The following is a 16,638-nucleotide window of genomic DNA, read 5'->3' as shown; positions in this document are numbered from 1 at the left end:
CGTGCGGAAGGCCCGGCCCTTCGGTCACAGCGCCTGCTGCAACTCGGGCACGGCCTTGAAGAGGTCCGCGACGAGGCCGTAATCGGCGACCTGGAAGATGGGCGCTTCCTCATCCTTGTTGATCGCGACGATGACCTTGCTGTCCTTCATGCCGGCCAGATGCTGGATCGCACCCGAGATGCCGACGGCGATGTACAGCTCCGGCGCCACGATCTTGCCGGTTTGCCCGACCTGATAATCGTTCGGCACGAACCCTGCGTCCACGGCGGCGCGGCTGGCGCCTACGGCGGCGCCCAGCTTGTCGGCCAGCGCCTCCAGCAGCGGGAAGTTCTCGCCCGACTGCATGCCGCGCCCGCCCGACACCACCACGCGGGCGGCAGTCAGCTCCGGACGCTCCGACTTGGTCAGCTCGGCTGAGACGAAGCTCGACAGCCCGGCCGCACCGGCGCCCTCGACCTGCTCGACGGCGGCCGAACCGCCTTCGGATGCTGCGGTCTCGAAGGCGGTGGTGCGGACGGTGATCACCTTCACCGCATCGGCCGACTGCACGGTGGCAATCGCGTTGCCGGCGTAGATCGGCCGCTCGAACGTATCGGCGGAGACCACGGCGGTGATGTCGGAGATGGCGGCGACGTCCAGCAATGCTGCGACGCGCGGCAGGAGGTTCTTGCCGGCCGAGGTGGCGCCGGCCAGCACATGGCCGTAGCCGCCGCCCGTGACGGTGGACACCACCAGCGGGGCGACGTCTTCCGGCAGTTGATGCTCGTAAGCGGCATCGTCGGCCAGCAGAACCTTGGCGACCCCAGCCACCTTGGATGCTGCCTCGGCGGCGGCCTGCGCACCCTTGCCGGCGACCAGGATATGGACATCGCCACCAATCTTGGCGGCGGCGGTGACGGCATTCAGGGTGGCGGGCTTCAGCGAGGCGCCGTCATGGTCGGCGATGACGAGAATGTTGGCCATGGTCAGTTCATTCCCCTCAGATCACGCGGGCTTCGGTCTTGAGCTTGTCGACCAGCGTGGCGACGTCCGGCACCTTGATGCCGGCCTGACGCTTCGGCGGCTCCGTCACCTTCACCGTCTTCAGGCGCGGCGTGACGTCGACGCCGAGGCTGTCCGGCGTGATGGTCTCCAGCGGCTTCTTCTTCGCCTTCATGATGTTGGGCAGCGAGGCATAGCGCGGCTCGTTCAGGCGCAGGTCGGCGGTGACCACCGCCGGCAGCTTGAGGTTCACCGTCTCCAGCCCGCCGTCGATCTCGCGGGTCACCGCGACCGTGCCGTCACCGGCGGCGATCTTCGAGGCGAAGGTGCCCTGGCCCCAGCCGAGCAGCGCCGCCAGCATCTGGCCGGTCTGGTTGCAGTCGTCGTCGATGGCCTGCTTGCCGAGGATGACGAGGCCGGGGGCCTCCTTCCCGACCAGCGCCTTGAGGACCTTGGCGACGGCCAGCGGTTCGGTCGTCACGTCGGTCTGCACCAGGATGGCGCGGTCGGCGCCCATGGCAAGCGCCGTGCGCAGCGTCTCCTGGGCCTGGGTCGGGCCGACGGACACCACCACGATCTCGGTCGCCTTGCCGGCTTCCTTGAGGCGCACGGCTTCTTCGACGGCGATCTCGTCGAAGGGGTTCATGCTCATCTTCACGTTGGCGGTCTCGACGCCGCTGCCATCCGCCTTGACGCGGATCTTCACGTTGTAGTCGACGACCCGCTTTACGGGCACCAGCACCTTCATGATGACGTGTCTCCTCTCGGATGGTGTTCTTGTTAAGGCTCAGGCAACAGCGGACAGGGCCTGTCCACGCAAGGCCGCGACCGCATCGGGGATCGGTGGGGAGGCCGCCGTGGTGCCTAGCGCTGCCAGCACCTCGGCCGGGGCGACCACGCCGGTCGCACCGACGAATGCACCCTGGACGACGGCCAGCGCCGCCAGCTCGCCGCGTGTTTCCATGCGGTGTTCGATAAAGATGTATTTGTCGTCCCAGCACAGAACCCGGCTGACCAGGGTGAAGCGCTGGAACGGCCGCAGCGAGCGGCGGTAGCGGATGGTCGCTCCGCCCAGCACCGGCTGCCAGCGGTTGCGCAGGATCGTCGGACCCAGACCGACCCGGATCATCAGGTCGGTGCGCCCCAGATCCATCACGCTGAAATAGCGCGCGTTGGTCATGTGCAGGTTGATGTCCAGGTCAGTCGGCCAAACCCGGAAGCGCAGCGCCGACGGATCCAGCAGCCCGGCGCGGCGGCCCCGCCATGCGGCGACGATGGCGGCGACGACAACCGTCAACAGACGGAAGATCAGGTTCATGCCCCATCCCCCGTCCCGCCCCTCAATCCGAGGGCATCGCACACCGCCCGCAGCCATTGCTGTCCCATCATGCTCCGATCCCCCTCATAGGGCCGACCGGAGCGCCGGGGGCGTCCGACCGGTCAGCTGTCCTTCGCGGTGGACTTCTGCTCCGCCAAGGTGTTGTTGACCTGCTCTTCGATGTCGCGCAGTTCCTGTACGGTGGCTTCCAGATCTTCGCGCTGCTGGGCGAGGTCCTTCAGCCGCTTCTGCACGCGCTTCAACAGGTTCCTCTGCTGCTCGACCCCGCCATTCACGTTGTAGAGGTCGAGATATTCGCGGATTTCCGCCAGCGAGAAGCCCAGGCGCTTGCCCCGCAGGATCAGCTTCAGCCTGGCGCGGTCGCGCTTCGTATAGACCCGGTTGTTGCCGACGCGGTTGGGCGCCAGCAGTCCCTTGACCTCGTAGAAACGCAGGGCCCGCGGAGTGATGCCCAGTTCCTCCGCAAGCTGGTTGACCGTGTAGAGCTGTTCCATCCCTGGGAAGACCTTTTGTTCGTGTTCGGCACAATGCGCCTCCCGTTTGGTAGCACAGCTGCCGTCGCGTGATAAGGCTTCCCTTTACGTCCGGGTGAGGGCGATGACTTCGGGTCATCCGCCGTTCGATAGAGCCTGCTGGGCCTCGGCAATCAGTTCCTTCTTCGACAGCTTGCCGACGGCGGTCTTCGGCAGTTCCTCGCGGAACTCGATGGCCGTCGGCATCTCGATGCGGGAGATCTTGTCGCGCAGGAAGTCGCGCAGCGCCTCCACCGTCATGCTGGCGCCCGGTTTCAACTGCACGAAGGCCTTCGGCGTCTGGCCGCGGTAATCGTCGGGCAGACCGATGACGCAGGCGGCAACCACGTCCGGGTGCTGGTAGATCGCTTCCTCGATCATGCGCGGATAGACGTTGTAGCCGCTGCAGATGATCAGGTCCTTCAGCCGGTCGAGCAGGAAGACGTAGCCGTCTTCATCCATCGTCCCGACATCACCGGTCAGCAGGAAGCCATCGATCACGGTGCGGTCGCTTTCCTCGGCCCGGCCCCAATAGCCAGCCATCACGTTGGGCCCGGCAATCGCCACCTGACCTTTCTCGCCGATGCCGAGCTTGCGGGTCGGGTCCTCGAGGTCGCGGATCTCGATGGAGATACCGGGCAGCGGCAGGCCGATCGACCCTTCCTTGTTGACGCCGCTCAGCGGGTTGGCGGCGCAGACGGGCGAGGCTTCAGACAGGCCATAGCCTTCGATCAGCACGCAGCCGGTCGCCGTCTCGAACTGGCGCTTCAGTTCCATCGGCAGCGGCGCGCCGCCGGAGATGCAGTAGCGGATCGAGGTCATCGGGTAGCGGGCGACCTGCGGGTGGCCCAGCAGCGCCTTGTACATGGTGGGCACGCCGGGGACGAGCGTCGGCTTGCGCTTGGCGATGGTCTTCAGCACCTGCTCGGTCTCGAAGCGCGGCAGCATGATCAGTTCCGCGCCGCAGGCCAGCCCCATGTTCAGCACCACCGTCATGGCGAAGACATGGAAGAAGGGCAGCACGGCGAGCATGCGCTCCTGGCCCAGCGCCACGGTGGGGAACCAGGCCTGCACCTGCCGGGCGTTGGACAGCAGGTTATGGTGGGTCAGCATCGCGCCCTTCGGCACGCCGGTGGTGCCGCCGGTGTATTGCAGCACCGCCACGTCGCGCAGCCCGTCGATGCGCACCGGGCGCAGCGTTCCGTCATTGGTCAGCAGGCTGCTGAAATCGATATGGCGGTCGTCGCGCGGCACGGCGGCAAGCTCGCCGCGCTTCAGCACGCTGAACAGCGCCTTCTTCACCGCCGGCAGGATGGTCGCCATGCGGCAGACGACGATGCGCTTCATCGGCGTGCGCGCCAGCATCGCGGCAACGCGCGGGTAAATCTGCTTCAGGTCCAGCGTCACCATGATCTCGGTCTGCGAGTCGGTGATCTGGTGCTCCAGTTCCCGCTCGACATAGAGCGGGTTGTAATTGACGACGGTCCCGCCGGCCTTCAGCACCGCGAAATAGGAGATGACGTAGGTCGGGCAGTTCGGCAGGCACAGGCCCACCCGCACCCCCGGCCCGACACCCAGATCCTGGAAACCGCGGGCGGCGCGGTTCACCAGATCCAGAACCTCGGCATAGCTGTAGCGGCGGCCCAGGAAGTCCAGGCAGGGACGGTCGGCATAGCGCGCGGCCGCCTCCTCGAACAGCATGTGCAGCGGAATCGGCGTGAACTGCTGGTCCCAGGCGATCCCGTTCGGATAGTGCGTCAGCCAGGGATGGGCGGCATCGTCGGTGGCAACGGTTACGGCGGCGGTGGGCGGGTTGGCGCTCTGCGCAAGCGGCTCGGGCATGTTTCGCTCCCCTTGGCGGTGGCGCGTTCCGGATCACCTGGCAGCCTGCACCGAAAGGCGGCAACCGGGGCGGCGGGCGTCTGAAACGCTTTCGTTATGACGTTGACGTAAACGTAATGCGCGCCTACTGTCAAGACCAGTCCTACGAACAATCCTGAGGGCACGCTTTCATGGTCGACGACATTCTGCAGGAACTGCGCAGCCGCAGCGGCGATCTGCGCTCACTCAACGCCTCGGTCCGTTTCCTGCTGGGCAAGGAGGGCGAGGTGATCCGGGTCGATGGCCGTGCCAGCCCGATCAGCATCAGCCTTGAGGATGCCGAGTCCGACTGCACCATCCGCATCTCGCCGGAGAACCTGCAGAAGCTGATCAACGGTAAGCTGAACCCGATGCTGGCCTTCACCATGGGCAAGCTGAAGGTCGAGGGGTCGATGGGCGTCGCGATGAAGCTGGCGCAGCTGCTGGACGACTGAGCGGCCGCAAGAGCCGCCAGACAGACCAACCCAGGAGGAAATGCACATGACGATGACGCGCAACGCCTGCGCCACCCTGTCGGCTGCCCTGATGGCGGCCACCCTGCTGACCGGCCTGCCGGGCTCCGCCCGCGCACAAGGCGCTGCACGCACGCTGAATTACCAAATCCTGATGGGCGAGGACCCCATCGGCAGCGAGCAGGTGAAGATCGAACCGCAGGGCGACCGCACCAAGGTCACCGTCACCGCCACCACGCGGGTGAAGGTGCTGTTCATCAACTTCCGCTACGACCACAAGCGGGAGGAGATGTGGAAGGGCGGGGTGCTCGAATCGATGACCGCCACCACCGACGATGACGGCACGCCGCACAAGATCGAGATGGCGCGCGATGCCGGCGCCTACCGCCTGACGGTGGACGGCAAGGCCCAGCAGGCTCCGGCCGGCGTCCTGCCGCTGACCCTGTGGACGCCGGACGTGCTGAAACACAGGGAGTTGCTGTCGGTGATCGATGCGGCGCCCTACAAGGTGGCGGCGCGCAAGGTCGGGGCGGAGACGGTGGAAGCCGGCGGCAAGGCGCTGGAGGCCGCCCATCACCGCATCGAGGGCGATGTGGAACGCGATCTTTGGTATGCGGCGGACGGCACGCTGCTGAAGACGCGCTTCAAACGCAGCGGCTATGATATCACCTATGTCCTGAAGTGATTCACGCCGATCGAGGACCCGATGCCCATCTTCCTGTTTCCCGACGATCCCATCTGGAACGAGGAGGCCGACGCCGTGGAGTTCGCGGTGCAGGTCGGGGAATATCAGGGCCGGGTCCTCGTCACCCGCCGCACCTTGCAGGGCATCGTCGGCCACACGCCCAAGCCGGACGAGGCGGTTCAGCAGGTCTGCATGAACCGCCCGCTGTTCGAACGGGCGGCCGAGCAGCGCATCATGGCCCGCGCGCTCGACCCCGATGCCAATATCCACCTGACCGGCCGCGACCTGCACCGCGCGGCGGGGTAGGCGCGGCCGGCTGAATCGAGCCTCAGCCCAGGCGGGCGTAGCGGCCGCGGAAATACAGCAGCGGGTCGCCGCTGTCGCGCGAGGTCAGCTTGCGGACGCGGCCCAGCACGATGACATGGTCGCCGCCGTCCAGCAGATGCTCGCGGTCGCACTCCAGCGTGGCGAGGCAGCCTGTCAGCAGGCGGACGCCGCCGCGGCCGGTGGTCGTCTCCAGGCCGGTCCAACGCTCCTGCAGGTCGCGGCGGGAGAAGCGGTTGGACAGCTCCTCCTGATCGGCGGCCAGTATGTTCACCGCGAAGTGCGGAGCGAGCTTGAAGGCCTCGAAGGACATCGCGGCACGGCCCAGGCAGAACTGCACCAGCGGCGGGTCGAGCGACACGGACGAGAAGGAATTCACCGTGACCCCCAGCGGCAGCCCGTCGGGCGCGATGGTCGTGATGACGGCGATCCCGGTCGCGAAGCAGCCGAGGGCGGAACGGAACGCAAGGGGATCGATCGGCTGGTCGGTGATCATGACGTCCTGTCGTGTGGGCCTGGATGGGGCAGGGTGAAGAGGCGGCGCAGCGTGGGCAGGAGGGCCGGCGTGGGTCACACGCCCTCCGGTGGCGGTGAAGGTGACACACAAGGTAGGAAATACCGGGAATTAATCCAGCACGCCACCCGGTGCAAGCCGCATCTCCACCCCATCGCCGTTGCATCGCCACCCGGTCTCCGGCCCCGACAACGTCGTTAAACGGATCTTAATGAAACCCGGTCAGGGTTCTGCCGCAGTGGTCGGCCGCTGCTTTCACCGCGGCGCCGCGCCCAGAAATCGCATACGGGAAATCGGCCTTCGGGCTGTGAACCATTCGCCACGGCCAGGGCATGAGCGGGAATTCCGGCGGCGACGAGCGGCCGATCATCATCAAGAAGAAGAAGGGCGGGCACGGCGGCCACCATGGTGGCGCGTGGAAGGTGGCCTATGCCGACTTCGTTACCGCGATGATGGCCTTCTTCCTGCTGCTGTGGCTGCTGAACGTCACCACCTCGGACCAGCGCAAGGGCATCGCCGACTATTTCTCGCCGGTCTCGGTCAGCCGCGAACAGTCCGGCTCCGGCGGCATGCTGGGCGGCAAGACCATCACCGTGCCGGGCGCGCAGGTCTCCCCCAGTTCGCCGATGTCGGCGGACGTGCCGGTGTCCGGGCCTCCTGGCTATTCGGCGCAGCAGACCGAGGATGCCGACGACCCGACCGAATCGACCTCCGGCCCCGGCCAGGGCACCGGTCCCGGAAAGTCGGCCAGCGGCGCCGCCCCCGACGCCGATGTCGCCGACCAGAAGCCGAACGAAACCCGCGCCGAGTTCCAGAAGCGGATGGAGGAGATGGCCAAGCAGCTGGGCATCCCCGGCCAGAAGCCCGGCGAGAAGCTGTCCGACTTCGGAGAGCGGGTGAAGGAGGCGATGGACAGCCTCCAGGGTGCTGCCAAGGAGGCCCGCCAGTTCCAGCAGGCCGCCACCGAGATCCGGCAGGCCATCCAGTCGGTGCCGGAGCTGGAGCCTCTGGCGCAGAACCTGATGATCGACCAGACCCCGGAGGGGCTGCGCATCCAGATCGTCGATCAGGACCGCGTGTCGATGTTCCCCGGCGGTTCCGGCCAGATGTACCCGCAGACCCGCCAGCTGGTGCAGCAGGTGGCGAAGGCGCTGTCCAAGCTGCCCAACAAGCTGTCGATCAGCGGCCACACCGACAGCTCACCGTTCCCCGCCGGCTCCGGCCGCGACAACTGGGATCTGTCGACCGAGCGGGCCAACGCCACCCGCCGCGCCCTGCTGGCCGGCGGCATCGACCCGACGCGAATCCAGGACGTCGTCGGCAAGGCCGACCGCGACCCGCTTGTCGCCGATCAGCCCAACAGCCCGCGCAACCGCCGCATCACCATGGTCCTGCTGCGCGAGACCCAGGCGGCGCCTTCGGCCGGCGGCCAGTCCGGTGGTGGTGGCGCCCCCACCAAAGCACGATAAGACTTCCGCGCCGCCGGTACTTTGGCGCTAATTTCCGGAAGCACCCGCGTCCGAATTCTTGCTTTGTCACTGCGTCGCACAACGGGGCGCGCGTTTGCCCTGTTCAAAGCGCGCGGCGATGCGTCATACTTCCTGCACAATGCGACATGGCCGGGGCGATGCCGCCCGGCCCGCGATGATCGGTCAGATACAAGCGCGGGGGAGTCTGTGAGCGTACCCGAGGGCAAACCGTCCGACCTATTGTCATCCTACAATCCTGGCCTGTACTTCGATGAGCTGTTCGGAGCCATGGATTTGCCGGCCGAACACACGGCGCTCATCCGCCAAAGGCTGGCCGCACTCGATTTCGATGAACTGCGCCGCCGCGCGCAGGATGCGGAGCGGGAGCTTTACAATCTCGGCATCACCTTCATCGTCTATTCCGACAAGGACGCCGTCGACCGCATCCTGCCGTTCGACGTCATCCCGCGGGTGATCTCCGCACCGGAATGGAAGCATCTGGAGGCGGGCGTCAAGCAGCGGGTCACCGCGCTGAACCTGTTCCTGCACGATATCTATCACGACCAGAAGATCCTGAAGGACGGGGTGATCCCCCGGGATCTGGTCGAAGGGAACCATAATTTCCGCCCGCAGATGATCGGGCTGGACGTTCCCTTCAACACCTACATCCACATCATGGGCACCGATCTGGTGCGCGACCGCCAGGGCACATTCCGCGTGCTGGAGGACAACGGCCGCGTTCCGTCCGGCGTCTCCTATGTCGTGGAAAACCGCCACATGATGCAGCGGGTCTTCCCCGATCTGATGCAGGACATCGGCATCCGGCCGGTGGACAATTACGGCCACAAACTGCTGGACGCCATGGTGGAGATCGCGCCGGTCGACGATCCGCAGGTGGTCCTGCTGTCGCCGGGCACCTACAACTCCGCCTATTTCGAGCACATCTTCCTGGCGCGCGAGATGGGCGTGCCGCTGGTCGAGGGCCGCGACCTCGTGGTCGACAACGACCGCGTCTTCATGAAGACGACCAACGGCCTGGCTCCGGTCCATTCGATCTACCGCAGGCTGGACGACGCCTTCCTCGATCCCAAGGCCTTCAATCCCGACAGCCTGCTGGGCGTGCCCGGCATCCTGGAGGCCTACCGCAAGGGCAACGTCGCGCTGGCGAACGCCATCGGCACCGGCGTCGCCGACGACAAGGCGGTCTACTGCTACGTTCCGCGGATGATTAAATACTATCTGGACCAGGACCCGATCATCCCCAACGTCGACACCCGCATCTGCCGCGAGCCGGACGCCCTGCAATACACGCTCGACAATCTGGCCGATCTGGTGGTGAAGCCGGTGGGCGAGGCCGGCGGCTACGGCATCACCATCGGCCCGCGCGCCAGCAAGGCGGAGCTGGAGGATTGCCGGGCCAAGCTGCTGGCCGATCCGTCCAACTACATCAGCCAGCCGGTCGTCGACCTGTCGGTCTGCCCGACCGTCTGCGACGACGCCATCGAACCGCGCCACGTCGATCTTCGCCCCTTCGCCATCACCGGCAAGAGCAGCTGGGTTCTGCCCGGCGGCCTGTCGCGCGTGGCGCTGAAGAAAGGCACGCTGATCGTCAATTCGTCCCAGGGCGGCGGCTCGAAGGACACCTGGGTTCTGGAAGGTGGTGCGGCATGAACCTGCTGTCCCGTTACGCCGAGTGCATTTTCTGGATGGCCCGCTACATGGAGCGGGCCGAGAATCTCGCTCGCATCCTCGACGTGCACGAGACCTTCGCGCGCGACACCCGCGGGGCGACCAACTGGTTCTCCATCGTCCAGCTGAACGCCGACGAGAAGGACTTCTTCAGCCGTCACGACCGTCCGACGGCGGAGGCGGTGGTCCATTATTACATGTTCGACAGCCAGAACCATAATTCGCTGCTGTCGATGATGCGGATGGCGCGGGAGAACGCGCGGACCCTGCGCCCCTGGATCTCGACGGAGATGTGGACGCAGATCAACGTGTTCCACAACAAGTTGCTGGAGATGTCGGTCAAGGACGTGGCGGCCCAGAACCTGTCCAAGGTCTGCACCTGGATCAAGGAAGAGTGCCAGACCCACACCGGCATCACCGAGGGCACCTTCTACCGCGACCAGGGCTGGTACTTCTACCAGATGGGCAAATACATCGAGCGGGCGGACCAGACCACCCGCCTGCTCGACATCAAGTACCACACGCTGCTGCCGTCGCCGGTGGAGGTCGGTTCCACCCTGGATGTCAGCCAGTGGACGACGGTCCTGCGCTCTACCGCCGGCTATCACGCCTTCCGCCGGGTCTATCCCCGCGGCATGTCGCCGGCCACCGTCGCCGGCTTCATGCTGTTCAACGAGGGCTTCCCGCGCTCGGTGGTGATGTGCGTGCGGCAGATCGACGGCGTGCTGACGCGGATGCGCTCGCGCTACGATCTGCGTGGCGGATCGGCGGCGATGGAGCGGGTGGACGAACTGCTGGGCGCTCTGCTGTCCCGTCCGATCGATGCGGTGCTGCGCGACGGGCTGCACGAGTATCTCGACTGGATACAGCTGCAGCTGAGCGTCATCACCACGGAGATCGCGCAAGCCTTCTTCGGCGTCCAGCCTCCTCTGGCAGTTCAGAGCCAGTCGCAGTAAGCTCGGGTCCGGCGGAGGAGGTTCGTGCTCCTCCGCCTCCTCGTCACTGTCGTGGTGGTTGTCGCTCAGAATGTCGGTCATCCAGCCGCCGCAGCGTCCATTGCAGCAATTCTTCCGGTCGGGGCCGATGCCCTGCCCCTATCTGCCCGGACGTGTGGAGCGCAAGCTGTTCACCCGCCTGATCGGTCCCTATGCGACCGAGGTGAACTCCACCCTGTCGCGGGCAGGCTTCCGCCGCAGCCACGACATCGTCTATCGCCCGGTCTGCCCCAACTGCCAGGCCTGTGTGCCGGTGCGCGTGCCGATCGCGGATTTCGTCCCGACACGGTCGCAGCGCCGGGTGCTGAAGCTGAACGACGGGGTGACGCTGAGCGAGCGGCCGGCCTACGCCACATCGGAGCAGTACCGGCTGTTCTCGCTGTACCAGAATTCCCGCCATGGCGACTCGGACATGGCCCGCATGGCGATGGGCGATTTCGCCGCCATGGTCGACGAGGGCAGGGCGGACACCAACCTGCTGGAGGCGCGCGACGAGCGTGGACAGCTGGTGGGCTGCATGCTGACCGACCGGCTGTCGGACGGATATTCGGCGGTCTACAGCTTTTACGACGCGGCGCAGGATCGCCGCAGCCTGGGCACCTTCCTGATCCTGGGCCTGATCGAACGGGCGCGGCTGGCTGGCATGCCGTATGTCTATCTGGGCTATTGGATCGCCCACAGCCGCAAGATGGCCTACAAGGCGAAGTTCCACCCGCTGGAATGCCTGGGCGAGGACGGCTGGCGCCGAGCCGACATCGTGCCCGACGGCGACGCGGAGTAAGGGCATCGCCGCCGTCCGTTCCGGCGGCGACGCCCGTTGATGCCTTTTGTCAGGCGGCCTTGATGTCGCTCAGGAACTTCTCGACGTCGCGGCGCATCAGTTCAGCCTGCCGGGACAGGTCGCCGGCGGCGCTCAGCACCTGACCGGCGGCATTGCCGGCCTCGCCCGCCGCCTGCGTCACCTGAACGATGCTGCCCGTCACTTCCTGCGTCCCGGCCGCGGCCTGCTGGACGTTGCGGGAGATCTCGTTGGTCGCGGCACCCTGCTCCTCGATGGCGGCGGCGATGGCGGTGGTGATGTCGTTGATGCTGCCGATGGTCCCGCCGATGCCGGTGATCGCCGTCACCACGCCCTGCGTCGTCTGCTGGATGGCGCCGATCTGGCTGGCGATCTCCTCCGTCGCCTTTGCGGTCTGGCCGGCAAGGCTCTTCACCTCGCTGGCGACCACGGCGAAGCCCTTGCCGGTCTCACCGGCGCGTGCCGCCTCGATGGTGGCGTTCAGCGCCAGCAGGTTGGTCTGGCTGGCGATGTCGGTGATCAGCCCGACCACCTCGCCAATCTTCTGCGCGGCTTCGGCGAGGCTGCGGACCGCGTCGCTGGTCTGGCTGGCCTCGCTTACCGCCTTGCCGGCGATGTCGGCGGAGCGGGCGATTTGGGTGCCGATCTCGCGGATCGAACTGGCCATCTCTTCGGTGGCGGTGGCGACGGTCTGGACGTTGGCGCTGGTCTGTTCGGCGGCCGACGCCACGACGGTTGCCTGGGTGCTGGTCTGCTGGGCCATCGCCGACATGCTGTGCGCGGTGGCGTCCAACTCCGACGCGGCCGCTGCCACGGTGCGCAGGGCGGCAGTCGACGAATTCTCGAAACCGGTGAGCAACCGCTCGATGGCTTGGGCACGACGCGTCTTGGCCTGCTGCTCGGCGGCTTCGACGGCGGCGAGGCGGTCGGCCTCGATCATGTTGTCCTTGAACACCTGGACCGCACGGGCCATGGCGCCCAGTTCGTCGCCACGGTCGATCCCGTCGATGGAAACCGTCATGTCACGGTCGGCAAGGCGCCCCATCATCGACGTGATCGCCTGAATCGGCTGGATCACCGTGCGGACGATCATCCAGGCCACGCCCACGCAGATGGCAACGACCAGCACCAGGATAGCGGTGACCCACAGCTTGCTGGTTTGGTAGACCTGTTCACCGCGGTCGGCCGCACGTTTGCCTTCGGCGGCGTTGAAGTCCATCAGAGACTGGAGAAGATCTTTGGAGGTTCGGAACTCATCCCGCGACGAACCGCGATATATGGCGCCGGCGCCGTCATTGTCGTTCTTGCGCGACAGCGGCAGAAGCTGCTCCCGGCTGATTTTCATGTAGGTTTGATAGCTCGTGACGAATTTCCGGTAGGTCTCGGTTTCCCAGCCCGGGGTCAAAAGCTTTTGGTAATCCATCCGCCGCTGTTCGATCCTGTCGGCGACTTCCAGAAGTGCTTTGTCCTCGCTCCCAATATCTTCATCGGTGGATGCGATCAGATGAGCGCCTTCCAATGTGCGATAGTAGTCGAAGGTGGTGTAAAGTCTGGAAATTGCCGAGACCGAGGGCAACCAGTTGTCGCGTACATCAGCGGCTTCTTCGTTGATTGTCGAGAGCTTGGTCAAGGAAAAGACGCCGAGACCAGCCGTGCATAGCAGAAGGGTTAGGATCGCAAGAAGCGTCCGTGACTTGACTGAGAGGTTCGAAATCCATGCCATGGCTGGTGCTCCTGATCTGAGGTTTCTCTCGACCTGCATTTCATCCGAGTAAGGGGGCTGGTTCGCCCGATTCCTCATCCCTTACGGAGGTGAGGCGTGTGCGCTCACCTTCTCCGCAAATCGAGCAAAAGGCGCGCCATAAGGCGTGGCTATGCCTGTAGATCGAATATTGTTTGAATCCAATATTCTATCTGCTTTCTCTCGATCACGGATCGCGTCTCGGATTATCGCGATTTGGCAATATGCGGATTGCATTTTGCAAAATGCCTACGGTTTCCGTGCCTTGAACCCGGTCCGGCCTCAACAGGGAAGACAGGGATCTACGGGATTCTACGTAGCTCCAACGTAGCCCTTGCCGCTGGAAGGCGGGAAAGGAATAGTCCCTTCAAATCCTATCTTTTGGTATACCCTCCGAACGAGAGAGGGTTGCGATCTGCCGTGCCTATGCGGCTGCAACAAAAGCAAAAGGGGACGGCGAAGGCCGCGCCCCCGCAACAGGGAGGTTTCTCCTTTGAGAGGTCTGCTCAGACTAAGCGGGCTGATCGATGCCATGAACGAAGGCATCGGCAAGCTCGCCTACTGGCTCGTGCTGGTCGCCGTCATCGTCAGCTCGGCCAATGCGGTCATCCGCTATGGATTGAACACCAGTTCCAACGCTTGGCTGGAACTCCAATGGTATTTGTTCTCTGCGGTTTTCCTGCTCTGCGCCGGCTATACTTTCCTGCGCAACGAACATATCCGCATCGACATCGTGCTGGGCCGTTTCTCGAGGCGATTCCAGGCTTGGGTCGACATCTTCGGCATCCTGGTCTTCATGTTCCCGATGACGATCCTCATCATGGTGCTGTCCTGGCCGATGTTCATGGACAGTTTCCTGACCAATGAAATGTCGAGCGACGCCGGCGGTCTGATCCGCTGGCCCGCGAAGCTTCTGGTCCCGGTCGGCTTCTTCCTGCTCACCGCACAGGGTGTGTCGGAACTGATCAAGCGCATCGCCTTCCTCACCGGCCATCGTGACGAGCCGGGCGAGAAGATGCACAGCCATTCCTAAGGACCCGGAGCCCCCCAGATGGTAGAGTTCATATCCGCCAATATGGCGCCGGTGATGTTCGGCGCCCTGGTGCTTTTCCTGTTGATGGGATTTCCGGTCGCCTTCGCCCTGGCGGCCAACGGCCTGGTGTTCGGCCTGATCGGCATCGAGCTGGGGCTGCTGACTCCGGCGCTGATGCAGGCGCTGCCGGAACGTGTGTTCGGCATCATGCGTAACGACACGCTGCTGGCGATTCCCTTCTTCACCTTCATGGGCCTGATTCTGGAGCGGTCCGGCATGGCCGAGGATCTGCTCGACACCATCGGGCAGCTGTTCGGTCCGATCCGCGGCGGTCTGGCCTATGCGGTGATCTTCGTCGGCGCGCTGCTGGCGGCGACCACCGGCGTGGTCGCGGCCTCGGTCATCTCCATGGGCCTGATCTCGCTGCCGATCATGCTGCGCTACGGCTATGACCGCCGGATCGCGTCGGGCGTCATCGCGGCGTCGGGCACGCTGGCCCAGATCATTCCGCCGTCGCTGGTGCTGATCGTGCTGGCCGACCAGCTCGGCCGGTCGGTCGGCGACATGTATGCCGGCGCCCTGATCCCCGGTCTGGTGCTGACCGGCCTCTATACCGGCTATATCCTGCTCACCAGCATCGTCAAGCCGGATATGGTTCCGGCCCTGCCGCCGGAAGCCCGCACGCTGCGCGGGGCCCAGCTTCTGCTGCGGGTCATCACTTCGCTGGTTCCGCCGCTGGTGCTGATCTTCCTGGTGCTGGGCACCATCTTCATCGGTATCGCCACCCCGACGGAGGGCGGCGCCATGGGGGCCGCCGGCGCCATCCTGCTGGCGCTCGCCAAGCGTCAGCTCAGCTGGAACCTGATGCGTCAGGCGATGGATTCGACCGCCAAGCTGTCGTCCTTCGTGGTGTTCATCCTGATCGGCTCGACCGTGTTCGGCCTGGTATTCCGCGCCGTCAACGGCGACCTGTGGGTGGAGCATCTGCTGATCGGCCTGCCGGGCGGCGAGCTGGGCTTCCTGATCGTCTGCAACATCCTGGTCTTCGTCCTGGCCTTCTTCCTCGATTTCTTCGAGCTGGCCTTCATCATCGTCCCCCTGCTGGGGCCGGTGGCGGACAAGCTGGGCATCGACCTGATCTGGTTCGGCGTACTGCTGGGCGTCAACATGCAGACCAGCTTCATGCACCCGCCCTTCGGCTTCGCGCTGTTCTTCCTGCGGTCGGTGGCGCCGAAGATGGACTATATCGACAAGGTCACCGGCAGGAAGATCGGGAAGATCACCACCGGCCAGATCTATTGGGGCGCGGTGCCCTTCGTGATCATCCAGATCATCATGGTCGGTCTCGTCATCGGCTTCCCGCAGCTGGTCGATGCCGGCCGCGACAAGGGACCGGTGATCAACCTGAACGACGTGAAGATCGAGATTCCGGCTTTCGACAATCAGGATGTGGCTCCGCCCTTCGGCGCTCCGGGCCAGTCGGAGCAGAGCCCGGCGGACGACATCATGAAGCAGCTTCAGGGCAAGTGATGAGAAGCGTCGCTAAACCCAGACAGTAAAATCTGGGCAGCAAAAGGGGGGCCGGTTCGTCCGGCCCCCTTTCTTATTTGTGCGTTTCCGGTTGGGAAAGGGTCAGCGCGTCGGGGTCGTTGCCCCGGCCCAGTTGGTCGGGGCGGTGCCGGCGGGCAGAACCACCCCGCTGTTGCCGAGCGACACCATGCGGTCGCTTCCCGCGGTGGGCGGCAGCGCGGCGAACTGTTCCGCCGTCATGCCGGTGAGGATCACCGCCTGACGGTTGCGGGCATAGCGCAGGTTGTCGCTGGCGACCGTCACCTTATGCTCGTTCGGGAACCGGGGGGCACCGACGGTGATGATCGCCTGCTCGACCCGGTTGGTCGGCCCGATCACGAGGTCGGTGACGTTGCCGAGGATGCGGCGGCCGTCCGGCGTCTGCACGGTCAGCCCGACCAGTTCCACCGGAGGCTGGGTTGCGACCTCTGCCGACGGGACGCCGCCCATGTCGGAACTGGCGCAGGCACCCAACGCCAGAACCGGCAGGAGAGCCAGGGCCGGCAGGGTGGGGAGGAGCGTGCGCAGGGAAAGGCGGCGGTGGTCCATCGTTCTTGGCCTTTTTGCTGACGGCGCGGAAATGTCCGCCACTACAACAGCACGGGCGTGGCCGGAGGTCCCCCGCGCCGACGGGGTGACCCCATCGCCCACGGGA

The 16,638-nt window shown here is 65.3% G+C and carries 17 protein-coding genes; 9 read left to right on the top strand and 8 right to left on the bottom strand.

The genetic code is table 11. The features are described from left to right. Positions 1-24: 24 nt before the first annotated feature. The 5 genes from ABNQ39_RS05845 to ABNQ39_RS05825 all read right to left on the bottom strand — a co-directional run bounded on the left by ABNQ39_RS05845 (position 25) and on the right by ABNQ39_RS05825 (position 4,674). The gene (locus tag ABNQ39_RS05845) at positions 25-963 is read right to left on the bottom strand and encodes an electron transfer flavoprotein subunit alpha/FixB family protein (RefSeq protein ID WP_376959455.1); all 939 of its coding nucleotides are present in this window, start codon (positions 961-963) and stop codon (positions 25-27) included. A 16-nt stretch (positions 964-979) separates the two neighbouring features. Then, entirely contained in the window at positions 980-1,729 is a 750-nt protein-coding gene (locus ABNQ39_RS05840) for an electron transfer flavoprotein subunit beta/FixA family protein (RefSeq protein ID WP_376959454.1), read from the bottom strand. Positions 1,730-1,768: 39 nt separating this feature from the next. Further along, entirely contained in the window at positions 1,769-2,299 is a 531-nt protein-coding gene (locus tag ABNQ39_RS05835) for a thioesterase family protein (protein WP_376959453.1), read from the bottom strand. Positions 2,300-2,421: 122 nt separating this feature from the next. Beyond that, positions 2,422-2,814: a MerR family transcriptional regulator gene (locus ABNQ39_RS05830; RefSeq protein ID WP_376959452.1), complete on the bottom strand. Its 393-nt coding sequence runs from the start codon at positions 2,812-2,814 to the stop codon at positions 2,422-2,424. A 114-nt stretch (positions 2,815-2,928) separates the two neighbouring features. Then, positions 2,929-4,674 (bottom strand): long-chain-fatty-acid--CoA ligase, encoded by a 1,746-nt coding sequence (locus ABNQ39_RS05825; RefSeq protein WP_376959451.1) that lies wholly within the window; start codon positions 4,672-4,674, stop codon positions 2,929-2,931. Positions 4,675-4,844: 170 nt separating this feature from the next. Here ABNQ39_RS05825 and ABNQ39_RS05820 point away from each other — a divergent pair, with 170 nt between their 5' ends. From ABNQ39_RS05820 to ABNQ39_RS05810, 3 genes are read left to right on the top strand one after another with little or no spacing between them, the layout of a single operon-like run. Then, positions 4,845-5,147, top strand: a complete 303-nt coding sequence (locus ABNQ39_RS05820; protein ID WP_376959450.1) for an SCP2 sterol-binding domain-containing protein — start codon at positions 4,845-4,847, stop codon at positions 5,145-5,147. 46 nt (positions 5,148-5,193) lie between these two features. Then, on the top strand, positions 5,194-5,850 hold the full coding sequence (locus ABNQ39_RS05815) for a DUF6134 family protein (RefSeq protein ID WP_376959449.1): 657 nt from the start codon (positions 5,194-5,196) through the stop codon (positions 5,848-5,850). 21 nt (positions 5,851-5,871) lie between these two features. After that, complete coding sequence (locus ABNQ39_RS05810) at positions 5,872-6,156, top strand: DUF1488 domain-containing protein (RefSeq protein WP_098739682.1); 285 nt, start codon at positions 5,872-5,874, stop codon at positions 6,154-6,156. Positions 6,157-6,178: 22 nt separating this feature from the next. Here the strand turns inward: ABNQ39_RS05810 and ABNQ39_RS05805 are convergent, their stop codons facing one another. Continuing rightward, complete coding sequence (locus tag ABNQ39_RS05805) at positions 6,179-6,670, bottom strand: flavin reductase family protein (RefSeq protein WP_109445343.1); 492 nt, start codon at positions 6,668-6,670, stop codon at positions 6,179-6,181. Positions 6,671-7,020: 350 nt separating this feature from the next. On the opposite strand from ABNQ39_RS05805, the gene ABNQ39_RS05800 reads away from it, so the two are divergent. The 4 genes from ABNQ39_RS05800 to ABNQ39_RS05785 all read left to right on the top strand — a co-directional run bounded on the left by ABNQ39_RS05800 (position 7,021) and on the right by ABNQ39_RS05785 (position 11,622). After that, on the top strand, positions 7,021-8,157 hold the full coding sequence (locus ABNQ39_RS05800; RefSeq protein WP_109445342.1) for a flagellar motor protein MotB: 1,137 nt from the start codon (positions 7,021-7,023) through the stop codon (positions 8,155-8,157). Between the two features lie 288 nt (positions 8,158-8,445). Further along, positions 8,446-9,828 (top strand): circularly permuted type 2 ATP-grasp protein, encoded by a 1,383-nt coding sequence (locus ABNQ39_RS05795; RefSeq protein ID WP_428846399.1) that lies wholly within the window; start codon positions 8,446-8,448, stop codon positions 9,826-9,828. After that, positions 9,825-10,802, top strand: a complete 978-nt coding sequence (locus tag ABNQ39_RS05790; protein WP_376959447.1) for an alpha-E domain-containing protein — start codon at positions 9,825-9,827, stop codon at positions 10,800-10,802. Before ABNQ39_RS05795 ends, ABNQ39_RS05790 begins: the two co-directional genes overlap by 4 nt. Positions 10,803-10,872: 70 nt before the next feature. Then, a complete protein-coding gene (locus ABNQ39_RS05785; protein WP_376959446.1) occupies positions 10,873-11,622 on the top strand; it encodes an arginyltransferase in 750 nt (249 codons plus the stop codon). A gap of 49 nt (positions 11,623-11,671) precedes the next feature. Here ABNQ39_RS05785 and ABNQ39_RS05780 read toward each other — a convergent pair whose 3' ends face one another. Further along, positions 11,672-13,363: a methyl-accepting chemotaxis protein gene (locus tag ABNQ39_RS05780; RefSeq protein WP_376959760.1), complete on the bottom strand. Its 1,692-nt coding sequence runs from the start codon at positions 13,361-13,363 to the stop codon at positions 11,672-11,674. A 511-nt stretch (positions 13,364-13,874) separates the two neighbouring features. On the opposite strand from ABNQ39_RS05780, the gene ABNQ39_RS05775 reads away from it, so the two are divergent. Both ABNQ39_RS05775 and ABNQ39_RS05770 read left to right on the top strand, forming a co-directional pair. Then, positions 13,875-14,414 carry a TRAP transporter small permease subunit gene (locus tag ABNQ39_RS05775; protein ID WP_098739774.1) on the top strand — a complete coding sequence of 180 codons (540 nt, stop codon included), beginning with the start codon at positions 13,875-13,877 and terminating at the stop codon, positions 14,412-14,414. Positions 14,415-14,432: 18 nt separating this feature from the next. Next, entirely contained in the window at positions 14,433-15,944 is a 1,512-nt protein-coding gene (locus ABNQ39_RS05770; RefSeq protein ID WP_376959445.1) for a TRAP transporter large permease, read from the top strand. A gap of 102 nt (positions 15,945-16,046) precedes the next feature. Here the strand turns inward: ABNQ39_RS05770 and ABNQ39_RS05765 are convergent, their stop codons facing one another. Continuing rightward, on the bottom strand, positions 16,047-16,532 hold the full coding sequence (locus tag ABNQ39_RS05765; protein ID WP_376959444.1) for a PRC-barrel domain-containing protein: 486 nt from the start codon (positions 16,530-16,532) through the stop codon (positions 16,047-16,049). Between the last annotated feature and the right edge of the window lie 106 nt (positions 16,533-16,638).

The organism is Azospirillum sp. A26 (assembly GCF_042604635.1).
In the GTDB taxonomy this organism is placed as follows: domain Bacteria; phylum Pseudomonadota; class Alphaproteobacteria; order Azospirillales; family Azospirillaceae; genus Azospirillum; species Azospirillum palustre.
This window is presented reverse-complemented; position numbering and strand designations above follow the sequence as displayed.

Bases quoted from the DNA above. Each gene is read 5' to 3' on its own strand.
- ABNQ39_RS05765 (WP_376959444.1), bottom strand. From the start codon at position 16,532: ATGGACCACCGCCGCCTTTCCCTGCGCACGCTCCTCCCCACCCTGCCG.
- ABNQ39_RS05825 (WP_376959451.1), bottom strand. From the start codon at position 4,674: ATGCCCGAGCCGCTTGCGCAGAGCGCCAACCCGCCCACCGCCGCCGTA.
- ABNQ39_RS05800 (WP_109445342.1), top strand. From the start codon at position 7,021: ATGAGCGGGAATTCCGGCGGCGACGAGCGGCCGATCATCATCAAGAAG.
- ABNQ39_RS05780 (WP_376959760.1), bottom strand. From the start codon at position 13,363: ATGGCATGGATTTCGAACCTCTCAGTCAAGTCACGGACGCTTCTTGCG.
- ABNQ39_RS05845 (WP_376959455.1), bottom strand. From the start codon at position 963: ATGGCCAACATTCTCGTCATCGCCGACCATGACGGCGCCTCGCTGAAG.
- ABNQ39_RS05840 (WP_376959454.1), bottom strand. From the start codon at position 1,729: ATGAAGGTGCTGGTGCCCGTAAAGCGGGTCGTCGACTACAACGTGAAG.
- ABNQ39_RS05835 (WP_376959453.1), bottom strand. From the start codon at position 2,299: ATGAACCTGATCTTCCGTCTGTTGACGGTTGTCGTCGCCGCCATCGTC.
- ABNQ39_RS05805 (WP_109445343.1), bottom strand. From the start codon at position 6,670: ATGATCACCGACCAGCCGATCGATCCCCTTGCGTTCCGTTCCGCCCTC.
- ABNQ39_RS05785 (WP_376959446.1), top strand. From the start codon at position 10,873: ATGTCGGTCATCCAGCCGCCGCAGCGTCCATTGCAGCAATTCTTCCGG.
- ABNQ39_RS05790 (WP_376959447.1), top strand. From the start codon at position 9,825: ATGAACCTGCTGTCCCGTTACGCCGAGTGCATTTTCTGGATGGCCCGC.
- ABNQ39_RS05810 (WP_098739682.1), top strand. From the start codon at position 5,872: ATGCCCATCTTCCTGTTTCCCGACGATCCCATCTGGAACGAGGAGGCC.
- ABNQ39_RS05795 (WP_428846399.1), top strand. From the start codon at position 8,446: ATGGATTTGCCGGCCGAACACACGGCGCTCATCCGCCAAAGGCTGGCC.
- ABNQ39_RS05830 (WP_376959452.1), bottom strand. From the start codon at position 2,814: ATGGAACAGCTCTACACGGTCAACCAGCTTGCGGAGGAACTGGGCATC.
- ABNQ39_RS05820 (WP_376959450.1), top strand. From the start codon at position 4,845: ATGGTCGACGACATTCTGCAGGAACTGCGCAGCCGCAGCGGCGATCTG.
- ABNQ39_RS05815 (WP_376959449.1), top strand. From the start codon at position 5,194: ATGACGATGACGCGCAACGCCTGCGCCACCCTGTCGGCTGCCCTGATG.
- ABNQ39_RS05770 (WP_376959445.1), top strand. From the start codon at position 14,433: ATGGTAGAGTTCATATCCGCCAATATGGCGCCGGTGATGTTCGGCGCC.